This window comes from Dysgonomonas sp. PF1-14 (genome assembly GCF_029892965.1).
Lineage (GTDB): Bacteria > Bacteroidota > Bacteroidia > Bacteroidales > Dysgonomonadaceae > Dysgonomonas.
On sequence record NZ_JARXWN010000007.1, the window covers coordinates 92,064 to 105,131 of the forward strand.

General features: G+C 39.6%; 11 protein-coding genes and 1 tRNA gene. 8 read left to right on the top strand and 4 right to left on the bottom strand.

From position 1 onward, the window contains the following. Positions 1-35 precede the first annotated feature (35 nt). Both mscL and M2448_RS10135 read right to left on the bottom strand, forming a co-directional pair. Complete coding sequence (mscL, locus tag M2448_RS10130) at positions 36-446, bottom strand: large-conductance mechanosensitive channel protein MscL (RefSeq protein WP_280646092.1); 411 nt, start codon at positions 444-446, stop codon at positions 36-38. Between the two features lie 43 nt (positions 447-489). Further along, the gene (locus tag M2448_RS10135; RefSeq protein ID WP_280646091.1) at positions 490-1,305 is read right to left on the bottom strand and encodes a hypothetical protein; all 816 of its coding nucleotides are present in this window, start codon (positions 1,303-1,305) and stop codon (positions 490-492) included. A 427-nt stretch (positions 1,306-1,732) separates the two neighbouring features. Here M2448_RS10135 and gldG point away from each other — a divergent pair, with 427 nt between their 5' ends. From gldG to dapA, 7 genes are all read left to right on the top strand, one after another. Next, entirely contained in the window at positions 1,733-4,117 is a 2,385-nt protein-coding gene (gene gldG / locus M2448_RS10140) for a gliding motility-associated ABC transporter substrate-binding protein GldG (protein ID WP_280646090.1), read from the top strand. Between the two features lie 248 nt (positions 4,118-4,365). Beyond that, positions 4,366-6,090, top strand: coding sequence for a VanW family protein (locus M2448_RS10145; RefSeq protein ID WP_280646089.1), 1,725 nt, complete (start codon positions 4,366-4,368; stop codon positions 6,088-6,090). Positions 6,091-6,438: 348 nt separating this feature from the next. After that, on the top strand, positions 6,439-8,436 hold the full coding sequence (gene ligA, locus M2448_RS10150; RefSeq protein WP_280646088.1) for an NAD-dependent DNA ligase LigA: 1,998 nt from the start codon (positions 6,439-6,441) through the stop codon (positions 8,434-8,436). 122 nt (positions 8,437-8,558) lie between these two features. Then, positions 8,559-9,704: a galactokinase gene (gene galK, locus M2448_RS10155; RefSeq protein WP_280646087.1), complete on the top strand. Its 1,146-nt coding sequence runs from the start codon at positions 8,559-8,561 to the stop codon at positions 9,702-9,704. Between the two features lie 136 nt (positions 9,705-9,840). Continuing rightward, a complete protein-coding gene (locus M2448_RS10160; RefSeq protein WP_280646086.1) occupies positions 9,841-10,116 on the top strand; it encodes a hypothetical protein in 276 nt (91 codons plus the stop codon). A 97-nt stretch (positions 10,117-10,213) separates the two neighbouring features. Continuing rightward, positions 10,214-10,735, top strand: a complete 522-nt coding sequence (locus M2448_RS10165; protein WP_280646085.1) for a hypothetical protein — start codon at positions 10,214-10,216, stop codon at positions 10,733-10,735. An 82-nt stretch (positions 10,736-10,817) separates the two neighbouring features. After that, on the top strand, positions 10,818-11,711 hold the full coding sequence (dapA, locus tag M2448_RS10170) for a 4-hydroxy-tetrahydrodipicolinate synthase (RefSeq protein ID WP_280646084.1): 894 nt from the start codon (positions 10,818-10,820) through the stop codon (positions 11,709-11,711). Positions 11,712-11,717: 6 nt separating this feature from the next. Here the strand turns inward: dapA and M2448_RS10175 are convergent, their stop codons facing one another. Both M2448_RS10175 and M2448_RS10180 read right to left on the bottom strand, forming a co-directional pair. Further along, the gene (locus M2448_RS10175) at positions 11,718-11,927 is read right to left on the bottom strand and encodes a helix-turn-helix transcriptional regulator (RefSeq protein ID WP_280646083.1); all 210 of its coding nucleotides are present in this window, start codon (positions 11,925-11,927) and stop codon (positions 11,718-11,720) included. Positions 11,928-11,941: 14 nt separating this feature from the next. Then, entirely contained in the window at positions 11,942-12,598 is a 657-nt protein-coding gene (locus M2448_RS10180) for a DUF2975 domain-containing protein (protein WP_280646082.1), read from the bottom strand. Between the two features lie 320 nt (positions 12,599-12,918). Between M2448_RS10180 and M2448_RS10185 the strand changes: the two genes are divergently transcribed. Continuing rightward, positions 12,919-12,992 (top strand) — tRNA-Arg (locus M2448_RS10185). Positions 12,993-13,068 lie beyond the last annotated feature (76 nt).

Here is a 13,068-nt window from a genome sequence, read left to right on the forward strand (position 1 = left end):
AGTTGGATTAGTTTGTGATGTTCAGCCAATTCTAATTATTGTTTGTTCTGTTCTTTTAGTAAGTCTCTGATTTCGGTCAGTAGCGTTTCTTCTTTGCTCGGAGCAGCAGGTTCGGCCGGAGCTTCTTCTTTCTTCTTTTGCAGGGCGTTTATTCCCTTGATGGCAAAGAATATTGCAGTAGCTATAATCAGAAAGTCGAGTATGGTCTGAATAAATGTACCATAGTTGATTGTAACCGCAGCGGCATCACCCACAGCGTGTTTTAATGTTACTTTCAGTTCCGAGAAATTCATTCCGCCCAGCATTACTCCGATAGGAGGCATGATAATATCGCTTACCAGTGATGATACTATTTTGCCGAAAGCCCCGCCTACAATAACACCGACTGCCATATCGACAACGTTGCCGCGCATCATGAAATCTTTTAATTCTTTTAAAACCGCCATTTTTATCTGTATTTTTCTGTTTATATATTATTAAGAACGCAAATTAATACATTTTGTTTAATATAACACGAAAGGCCGGCAGATTATTTTCATCTGAGATATCGTATCTGTCGATACACAGATTATCCGGTAGTTTATTAAAATATGGTGTCAGCACTTTTTCTGTGGTCAGGGAGTCTGATGAGTTTTTCTTCAGTATAATTCCATTCAGGCTGATTGTATCATTATCGGCTTTGTAATCCATTATAAGCAGATTCTTTTCATTACCAACAGCGATGGAAACAGGGGCAGAAGCCAGTTTTTTTTCTATAATTTCTGTATTTTCCCTATCTGTGAAAAAAGAATTATCGGCTGTAGTACCAACCAGGTCTTCTATCAATTTATAATTCCCGCTTGCCGCAAACAGACCTTTATGGAATGTGCATGCCAGAAAGCGGTTGTCACTCAGGGTATAGATCAATATTTTGGCATCCCTGTATATTTTCGATTTGGGAGCAAAAGGCTGTGCGATATGTCCCTCGATATGCTTTATTATATTTCCGGCTTCTCCTCTTTTGGCTTTCGATATTAAGAGCCTCTCACCATTATTGCGTTTACAGATTACGAGAGGATAAGATATTTCCCTGTCAGGGATGCGTGTGAGCTCCACGAGTGTAGAATCGTAGGTGTATAATTCGCTCAGATTGTATTCTTTATTGATATTTATAACTTCAGAAAACTGTGGCGATATATAGTCATATATATTAGTTGTGTACGATTCCTTGTTATATTCCAGCCTTTTGTACATAAACCATCCACCGATAAGAATTGTGATTATCAGAACAAATAAAATAACTATCTTTATCGCTCGTTTGGTCATTGTTTCAGGATGATGCCGGATGTGATTTGTTATATGGGTTATTTAAATTATATGTTCTATTTTACTGCGTGCAATTAAAATTGCTTGCATTCCTTTTGCCCAAAGCCGCAAAAGGAATCAAAAAGTCTTTTGCGCCACGCTTTATAGGTCGACCCGTTACAGGGCTTAAAGGCTAAACGAAAAAACTCGCTCATTGATTCGTATAACCCGAATTGACAGTCAAGCTCAAACATGTTTTCGTTTCACGCCTTTTTCACCCTACGGGTGCCCCGCTCATAAAGCTAATGGCGCTGGCTGACGCCAGACTAGGCCTAGTCATCGCATTGCGGGAAAACGACTAATGAAATAGAACATTTACATTAAACATATTTCAATTACTTATTGACAAGAATATAATAATTATATAAAGCCAATACCACAAAGATATATGAAAGCTTTGATATTCAGAGAATTTAAATCTGTTTTTTGTTCTGCTACCGGTGCTTTTTTTGCTTTTGCATTCTTACTGGTTATGGGGGCTATGTTGTGGTTTTTTCAAGGGAGTTATAATTTTATCGATGGCGGCTATGCTGATATGGGACGTTTTTTCACATTGGCACCCATTACATTATCTATGCTGGTTCCTGCTCTTACCATGCGTCTGTTCTCGGAAGAAAAACGGACGAAGACTTTCGATGTGCTGCTGACTCGTCCGGTAAGTATGTTTGCAGTCTATTTCAGTAAGATGCTGGCTACTCTAGCTTTTGTAACCATAACATTACTACCCACACTTATTTATGTCTATTCGTTGTATCAGTTGGCCAATCCGGTGGGTAGTATCGACCTCGAAAGTGTTTTTACCTCTTATATCTCTTTGTTGTTAGTAACTTTGGTATTCGTTTCCATCGGACTGTTCGGCTCATCGGTTACACGTAATCAGATTATTGCACTTATTCTGTCTGTAGCGCTTTGTCTGTTTACATATTTCGGTTTTGAACTGCTTTTCGGTACAACAAATACTTCACTGTCGTCATTCGGACTGCTCTATCATTACAAACAAATGGGGCGAGGGGTGATACAGGTTAGCGATCTGGTTACTATTGTTAACTATCTCCTTGTATTTGGGATGCTGACATTCTTTTTTCTTGATAGAAACTGGAAAAAAGTATTACTTATTTTTGTCTCTATATTAGTAATTATCAACATTGCAGGACTTATTATTCCCGATTACAGATTCGATTTTACAGCCGACAAACGTTATACACTGAGCGACTATTCTATCGAGTTGCTCGAACAAGTGAAAGAAGAGCCAGAATTAAAAGTAGAAGTCTACCTTGCCGGTGATCTAAACTATGGTTTTCAGCGTTTGCGTAATGCGACAGACAATCTGTTGACAGACTTTAATCGCTATGCGGACAATAAATTGTCGGTCAGCTTTATTTCTCCTTATATATTGGGTAAATCACCCGAACATGTATCTCAGATAATGGCTAGTGCCGGAATGGAAGGCATTGTTCTTAACGAGATGGATAGAGAGGGTAAGGCCAGTAGCAAGGTTATTTATCCGTATGCCAGCATCGATAATGGAAAAGATACGATAATAGTTTCCCTATTGAAGAATGTAATGGGAAATACAGCTGAAGAAAATCTGAATGCTTCTATCGAAAATCTCGAATTCGGATTTATAGACGCTATTCGTCTGCTAAGACAGCAGGAACCGAAAAACGTAGCTTTCATCGAAGGACATGACGAAATTTCACGAGCCTATGTGTACGATGCTGAAGAATTATTGTCGAAATACTATTCAGTTAATCGTGGGCAGATAGGTAACGAGCAGGGAATACTGGACGGATTCGATGCCGTAATTATAGCTGGTCCATTGAAGCGATATAGTGAATCTGAGAAGTATGTAATCGATCAATATATAATGAATGGCGGGAAAGTGCTGTGGCTTGTCGATGGCGCTTATTACTCGCATCAGGAACTGGAACAAAAAGGATATTCAGCAAGTATGAAAAATGATGTGAATCTCGACGATATGCTTTTCAGCTACGGGGTGCGCATAAATGCCGATCTGATACAGGACAGGCAATGTGTTTCTACTTATGTGATGGCCGGAAATGACGCTGTCGATAAGGCAGTGCTTATACCGAGCTTCTATCAGCCGTTGCTTATCCCGTCGCCCGATCATCCGGTGACAAAGAATATACGCGATATAAAGGGTGGTTTTGCCAGTTCCATTGATGTTGTAAATAATTCTCCTGACATAAAGAAAGCTGTATTGCTTACCTCCTCAGCCAATGCACATTTAGCACATGTGCCCGAACCTATAAATTTCGATGTGGAGCGGATACAGAACATGCCCGGTTATTTTGATCAGCCGTTCGTGCCTGTAGCAGTGAGTATGGAAGGACAATTTAGTTCCGTATTCGCTAACCGCATGATGCCTGATAGTGTCATGTCTAATGGAAAAGAGACTACTCTCAGCAGTGAAAACACGAAAATGATAGTGGTATCTTCGTCTGATATCATATCTAACGGCATACAGGGGCAAGGTGCCGATTCTCAGCTTATACCGATGGGCTACGACAGAGTATCGCAGACGCAGTTCGGAAATCGTGATTTTATAGTCAATGCCGTAAACTGGCTCACAGGCGACGACCGATTGATGGTTTTACGTACTAAGCAACAACAGATGTATATATTGAATAAAGCAGCAGCATACGAAAGTAGAGACAGGTATGCCATACTGAATATTGCCTTTCCGTTGATCTTCATGCTATTGGTGATGGGGGGAGCATATTTTTTCAGAGAGCGGAAATATAAAAAGTAATTATTACATTTAGCCACATTATATTTTTCTTAGTAACTGTTAGGATTTTTATTGTTCAGGTTTTTAAATCTATTTTTGAGATAGTTCTTTCTTTCACGAAGTGATGATAGTGGGCTATCAGAACTGAGGGAAAGGGAGAAATAGCCAAAGAGAGACTAAAAATGAACAAAGAAAATGACAATCATCAAGTGAAAAATTAATTCGTGAAAAATCCTAACAATTACTTATACCTGAAAAATTTAACAAATATGGCTACACGTAAAGAATTAGCGGAGAAACACTCATTTCTGAAAGAATCAATATTTCATCTGAAAGTGTATGGACTGACCGTACAACACGTTATCCGGAACCGGAATTCGGGAATAAAACGGTTCGAAGATGCGGGCAATCTGTTGTCATATCCCATTGTGTCGACATCTAAAAGCGAACTTTGGAATAAAGATGATAATGCCGAGAACTGGATTATGACAGCAGGAAAAATTCAGAATCTGCGTCTTGCAGCCAGCCGGATAAACGGGGTGGAAATTCCCGCCGGAGAATTATTCAGTTTTTGGAAATATGTAGGGAAACCATCGAAAAAAAACGGATATATTATAGGTCGCGAAATACGTGAAGGCTGCATCGTCCCTTCTATAGGAGGAGGCTTGTGTCAGTTGTCTAATGCCTTGTATGATGCTGCGGTCAAGGCCGGTTTTCAGATCGTAGAGAGACACAAACATTCGCAGGTGGTAAAAGGATCATTGGCCGAACAGGACAGGGATGCAACGATAAAATGGAATTATCTGGATTTGCGCTTTTGCTCCGATGAGGCATTCCGTATCGAAATAGAAATGGATGTCGATTATTTATATGTCCGCATCAGGAGTAAACAAAAAGACAATCCGTTACTTAATGTACAGTATGTACCTGAAATACCGCCATCACCCTTGAATGACTGTTATTCTTGTTGGAATACCGATTGTTATATCTGTAATACAAAAGATAAAATATCGAATACAGGTGTCACCTCCTATATTCTCGATGACAGATGGCCTGAGTATGAACGATATGTGAATGATAATGTAAAGGATCGGGATTATGTATTGGCACCTTTGTCCGATTCTGCATTGAAACTGTTGGGGAAGGAGTCGCAAAAGTGGAAAATAGAGAAAGGACGTAAAATTTATTATCAGAAGGAAGCCTTAAAGCGTTTGTATAGTTTTCATAAAAACAAGGGTGGTAATTTATTCTCGTGGCAGTTGGGTGCAGATGAGCCGTTAGTCAGATCTATTATTCGTAAAATACCTGTAGAGACTACCCATCTTGTAGTTGCCCACAATATGCTTCCGTTTTTGTATAAGTATTTTGCACTTGGCGGACGCACGTATGATGTGCTTATGACACGCTCTTCCATTCGAAAGTTGCAGGCTCATCTGGATGTTGCTTATAATAGATACAAAGATAGTCCTACATTGTGCGATTTCAGGGCGCCCGAAAGAATTATGCTGCTTGAAGATAAGGCATTGGCAGGCGTGTCGAAAATAATTACAGCTCATAAGAAAGTCGCAGGTGAATTTGATGGTGCGGTAAAGCTTGATTGGGTTCTTCATCCGATTCAGGCAAAAACCGGAGGAAAAAAGATACTTTTCCCGGCTTCTCTGCTAGCGCGGAAAGGTGCTTATGAAATACGCAGACTGGCCGAAGAATTAAATATAAAATTTGTTGTACATGGCAGAGCAGTGGAATATCCGGATTTTCTCAGTTGTGAACATACGCAAGGGGATGTATTCGATAATGTCGGATTGGTCATCTTACCGGCTTATGTAGAAAACCGTCCTCAATTAATATTAAAAGCTATTTCGCAGGGTATTCCTGTCATCATTTCAGATGCTTGTGGCATAAGCCCGCAGGAAAATGTCATAGTTGTCCCGACCGGAGATTATGATATACTAAAAGAGCGGGTGAAAGAAATGTGTCGCTTATTGGATATTTAGAGCTAAAGAATAAATCGTAACAGTACATGAAGAATATATGTTTGACTTCTACGCTACGAGACTAAAAAATGCAAGTAGATAGTTTGTTCTGTAATGTCTCGCTTATTTATGATTGGTCTTTGGACCAGGAATTTTTACCAATGGAGATGTCAAGCATGATAGGAGAAGAAAGTATGCTAAGAGACATATTGCTGATTCCAAGAAAAGACTGAGAATGGCATTTGTCTCATTTTTAACACAATAATGATTATTTTTATTCAGATATAATTCTAATTCTGAAAAATATCTAATTTCGCACCTTTACAACCTATTTCTTGTTATATTTGTATCATAGCTATTAACATAAAGATGGATCAGATAAAACAGACGATTGAAACTCTTCGCGAAGAGCTGAATAAGCATAATTACGACTATTATGTACTCTCTACTCCGACAATTTCAGATTTTGAATTTGATAAAAAACTAAGGGAATTATCCGATCTCGAAACCCGTTATCCGGAGTATTTCGATGCTAACTCACCAACCCAGCGTGTAGGCAGCGATATCAATAAATCATTTAGGCAGGTGCAGCACAAGTACCCGATGTTGTCGTTAGGTAATACCTATACGAAAGAAGAGGTGACCGATTTTTACAACCGGGTGCAAAAAGGGCTGAACGATGAGTTTGAAATTGTTTGTGAACTCAAATACGATGGTACATCCATATCCCTTACATACGTAAATGGAGAGTTTACGCAGGCCGTAACGCGTGGCGATGGTGTGCAGGGCGATGATGTAACAGCTAATGTACGCACAATACGCAGCATTCCTTTAAAATTGAGGGGAAATGACTATCCTGCCGAATTCGAGATACGCGGTGAGATACTGATGCCCTGGGCGGTATTTGATGCGCTAAACAAGGAACGTGAAGAACAGGAAGAAGCCCTCTTTGCCAATCCGCGCAATGCCGGATCGGGTACATTGAAGCAACAAGACCCTAAGATCGTAGCAGCACGTAAGCTAGATTCTTATCTGTATTATATGTTGGGAGAAAATCTTCCGACCGACGGGCATTACGAGAACCTGATGAAAGCCAAAGAATGGGGCTTTAAAATATCCGATGCCACAAAGAAATGTAAGACACTGGACGAAATCTTCGATTACATCGCCTATTGGGATGTAGAACGTAAAAATCTGCCGGTGGCTACTGATGGTATCGTGCTGAAAGTAAATTCACTTACACAGCAACGAAATCTCGGATATACGTCAAAATTCCCGCGTTGGGCGATAGCCTTTAAGTTTCAGGCCGAAAAAGCTGTGACAACGCTTGAATCCGTATCTTATCAGGTGGGGCGTACAGGTGCAATAACTCCTGTGGCAAACCTGAAACCCGTTAAATTGTCGGGTACTACGGTAAAACGTGCCTCATTATATAACGAAGATAATATTAACTTACTCGATTTGCATATCAATGATCAGGTATATGTAGAAAAGGGTGGGGAGATTATACCGAAAATAACAGGTGTGGATACCTCAAAGCGTGGTATTTTCGATGAAAAGGTAGTATTTGCTAAGACCTGCCCCGAATGCGGTACACCTCTGGTGAAAGATGAAGGTGAGGCTATCTATTACTGTCCGAATGATTCATTATGCCCCCCACAGATAAAAGGGCGTATAGAGCATTTCTGTACCCGCAAGGCTATGAATATAGCCAGTGGATCGGAGACGGTAGAGCATTTATTTAATGCCGGTCTGGTAAAAAATATTGCCGATCTGTACACTCTTCGCTGGCAAGATGTTTCCCGTCTGGAGCGTTGGGCTGAGAAAAGTGCGAAAAATCTGGTAGAAAGTATAGACGCATCGAAAAAAGTGCCCTATCAGCGAGTACTTTTTGCACTCGGTATTCGTTATGTAGGAGAGACCGTTGCTAAGAAGCTGGCGATGGCATTTACCAGTATCGACAAACTGATGACTGCTACTGTAGAGGAACTGGTTCAGGTAGACGAAATAGGTGACCGTATAGCTCAGAGTATTGTCAAGTATTTTAGCGATAGCAATAATGTCGAAGTAGTAAATAAACTGAAAAACTTTGGTTTACAGTTCGAGCTGAGTGAAGATATCATTTCACAGCGTACCGATAAGTTGAGTGGTCTGACTATCGTTATCAGTGGCACATTTGAGAAACATTCACGCGACGAGTATAAAGCAATGATAGAGCAGAACGGAGGAAAGAACAGTGGTTCTATCTCAGCCAAAACCAGTTATGTACTGGCCGGAGACAATATGGGGCCTGCCAAACTGGAAAAAGCCGAAAGTCTGGGTGTGAAGATTATCAATGAAGACGATTTTTTGGAGATGGTAGAATAAACACCTCCCCAACCCCTCCAAAAGGAGGGACTCAGCCTCCCCTTTTTGATGAGGTGGGAGGGCGTGACAGACTTATAACTAAGAATAAACCTTTTTATAAACCTAAAACATTAAAAGAAACCATGGAATTAAACCTTATTAAAGAAAAATTCAAAGCACTTTACGGAACAGAAGGTACACTGTACACATCTCCCGGACGTATCAACCTTATTGGTGAGCATACCGACTACAATGGAGGATTCGTATTGCCCGGAGCTATAGACAAAGGTATGTATTGTGAAATAAAACCGAATGGTACAGATAAAGTAAGAGCATTTGCTCTTGACCTTGAAGAATCGGCTGAATTCGGACTAGGTGAAAACGACCTTCCTTCAAAACAGTGGGCAAAATATATCTATGGCGTTTGCCGCGAAATGATAAAGAAAGGGAAAACTGTGCCCGGATTTGATACTGTATTTTCGGGTGATGTGCCGTTAGGAGCAGGTATGTCTTCGTCGGCAGCATTGGAAAGCTGCTTTGGTTTTGCCATCAACGACCAATTTAATTTAGGATTCGATCGTTTCGAACTGGCATTGATAGGGCAGGCTACTGAACATAACTATGTAGGTGTGATGTGTGGTATTATGGATCAGTTCGCTTCATGTTTCGGTAAAGAAGGCTCATTGATCCGTTTGGATTGCCGTTCACTGGAATATGAATATATACCATTCCATCCGGCAGGATATCGCCTAGTGTTGGTAAATACCTGTGTGTCACACAATCTGGCAGAAGGTGCTTACAACAAACGTCGTCAGTCATGCGAAAGAGTTGCCGCTACCATCAAAAAATATCATCCGGAAGTAGAATTGCTTCGTGATGCCAATCTTGCCATGCTTCGCGAAGTGGCTAATGAGGTAAGTGCCGAAGACTATATCCGTGCCGAGTTTGTTATCGAAGAAATCAAACGAATGGATGAGGCCTGTGACGCATTGAAGGCCGACGACTACGAAACTGTAGGTAAGAAAATGTATGAAACGCATATTGGTCTGAGCCGCAAATACGAAGTAAGCTGCGAGGAGCTGGACTTCCTTAACGATATTGCCCGTGAATGTGGCGTTGCCGGTTCGCGCGTAATGGGTGGAGGCTTTGGTGGTTGTACAATCAATCTTGTGAAGAACGAATTGTACGACGGCTTCATTAAACGTGCAACAGAAAGCTACGAACAGAAATTCAAGATCAAACCTAAAGTGTATGATGTTGTAATCAAAGACGGAGCACGTAAATTATAATTGATAATAAAGATTCTTTATTACAATATTTCCGGATGTAGGGGCGTATAATTTACGTCCCTATATTTTTATTTGTTAAGATATAACTATCTTTGACAACCTGAGCATTACACACAACCAATATAAACTATAAAGAATGAAAGCAATCCTCCTTTTCATTGCATTTCTCTTCGCATTTCTCCAATCTCATGCAAATGATTTTATACGACTGGAAATAAAAGTACCCGATGTTGTTAAAGTTGGAGACAAGATTAATTACAGAACTACGGACAATAAAAGCTTTGATGCTGCAGTTCGTCAAATAATAAAATTTCTGCCGGAAGCAAGACAACCGGAGACTAAAGACTATGAATATATACGTCCCGAAAATATCCAATATATTCTGGATGCTATGAATTGGAAGAGTAATTAATTAACCTCAGGTGATAATTTGGTTCTTTTACACCCCATATATCAGTAGAACTTTCTATTTTTGTATTACTCGAAATAGAAAATAGATCAAAGATAAGATGATAAATATATTCGGTCTTAAAATAAAAAGAAGTATAAGTTCTGCTCTTAAACGTAATACACGTAACCGTATTTTCCATAATCTGGAAAATATGGAGCGGATATTAATTTTCTTTACTTATGGCGATTGGCCGGAGATAAGCCAGATTGTCCACGACTTGGAGAATAAGAAGAAGACCGTTTTTTTGTGGACGATGGAGCCTAAAAAACTGGACACTAAAGATATTATATTCCCTGCTAATGTACGGATAATTACTCAGAAGGAGATGTCAATAATACATGGGCTGCCTCCTGCAATAGCAGAAGAGTTCAGGAGATTGTCGTATGATACGTTGATAGATCTCACTACCCATGACGATAAGTCGTTACTGTACCTGTTGGCGGGAACTACAGCCGAATTTTGCATCGGTATCAGGGAGCAGGAATATAAAATGTATGACTTTACCCTTCTTAAAGAAGATGACATGAATCTGTTAGAAACATACGAACAGATAAAATTTTACCTGAACAATGTGCGTTGAGCAGCAAATTAATTCTTAATTTTGCACAAACTTGGAACAGGTGCTTTTTCCCTTAAGAAAAAGACTAGCTAGAACGATTTTTATGCCTAGAATAAATCTCAGAGGAATGGGAGTTGCATTGATAACTCCATTTAAGGAAGACGAAAGTGTCGATTACGATGCTCTCCTCAGACTCGTTGACTATCAGTTGCAGAATGGAACTGATTATCTTGTCGTGCTGGGAACTACAGCCGAAACCCCTACACTGACCGAAGACGAGAAGAAGCAGATCGTAGACCTTGTAGTAAGCAGGGTAAACGGACAAATCCCGATCATTCTGGGCGAAGGCGGCAACAATACACGCGCTATCGTAGACAAGCTGAAAAAGAACGACTATGCAGGTGTAGACGGTATTTTATCCGTTGTACCTTACTATAATAAACCCTCTCAGGAAGGTATCTATCAACATTATAAGGCAATATCGGAAGCCTCGTCGCTACCCATTATCGCTTATAATGTACCCGGACGCACAGGTGTGAATATGGCTGCCGATACCATTCTGCGCATTGCAAACGATTTTCCGAATATCGTTGCCGTAAAGGAAGCTTCGGGCAATATGACACAGATGGATGAGATAATCAAGCGTAAGCCTGAGAATTTCGATGTGATATCGGGCGACGATGGTGTTACTTTTCCTCTTATCACTTTAGGAGCTGTAGGTGTTATATCTGTTATCGGTAATGCCTTTCCCCGCGAATTTAGCCGTATGACGCGTCTGGCACTCGAAGGTGATTACAGAAGTGCCCTTACTATACATCATAGCTTTAATGAACTGTTCAACCTGTTGTTTGTCGACGGCAATCCGGCAGGGGTGAAGTGTATGTTGAACATGATGGGTTATATAGAAAATAAATTGCGCCTGCCACTTGTGCCGACGCGCATTACTACATACGAACAGATTCGTAATGTCCTTATCGAGTTGAATATTAAGTGCTAATAGTCCTTATTCATCATCCTTAAATTCCAGTATATCGCCGGGTTGGCAATCCAGTTCCTTACAGATAGCCTCCAGCGTGCTGAAGCGTATTGCTTTCGCTTTCCCCGTTTTCAATATCGACAGATTGGCCGGAGTGATATCCACCTTTTCCGAAAGCTCGTTAAGCGATATCTTGCGTTTGGCCATCATTACATCCAGATTTACTATTATTGCCATAATCTTTTTCGATATTAGATAGTGAGGTCTTGCTCTTCTTTCAGATTCAGAGATACTTTAAGTATTTCAGCTAATAGAAGGGTTACAAAAGCGAGGATTAAAATCCCTATATCCTGCAATTCAAATGTAATCTTATAGTCGGTAAATTCGATCAATTGTTTTGCCGATAAATAATTTACTATCTGAAAGAGTGTTGATGTTACAAATATATAAACGAGAAAATATCCTAATAGTCTGATGTTGGAGATTACACCGTCATCTATTATCTTGTTTTTGGTCACAGAGCGTAAAATCTTATAAAATATGAAGGGCGAGGCTATCATGGCCATTCCTGCAAAGAACAAAAGAATGTATGAGAAATACTTGAATATGATAAGACCTACAGAAAGTTCTTTGTTTCCACCTTCCGATTCGACATGATAAGTTGTTGCCGATAATGAGAGATCGGAACTGCCTGTTTTACTTTTCATTTTTTCAGGATATGCATAGTAGCCGTCTTTGGGTTCTACTGTAATATATAGAACGTCTATAGATTTGCCTAAGTTATTTTGCCGTTCGGCATCGGAACTACCTTTGATAAAACCTTCAATACTTCCGGGCATAGAACCCAATATAATCAATATATAAATTATCGATAGAATGATGCAGTAGATTTTGATTCGTGTATTCATAATATATTGTTTAACAGGTTTGGAAAAGTGAAATAGCTAAAATGATGAAAGAAATGATAAGTAGAATCATAATATTTATTATTTGTATATAATTGATAAAAGTGTTGATGCAAAAGAATAAATATTATCTGATAAAAGCAAATTATTTATTGAAAAACAATAAATAATTGTTGTTTCCCTATTTGGTATTTATGTAAATACCAAATAATCAGTCGAATAGTTTGTTAGTGGTATCTATAATCATTTTAAGATAAAAAACAGGGAAATAAATTTGGATTGTATGTAAAACTATTTTACCTTTGCATTCGCATTTAAGAAATGGCTACGTAGCTCAACTGAATAGAGCATCTGACTACGGATCAGAAGGTTGCAGGTTTGAATCCTGCCGTGGTCACAAAAACAAGAAAGAAGCGTGTAAATCATTGATTTATGCGCTTCTTTCTTTTATATGCTTAAGTATAATATTTATA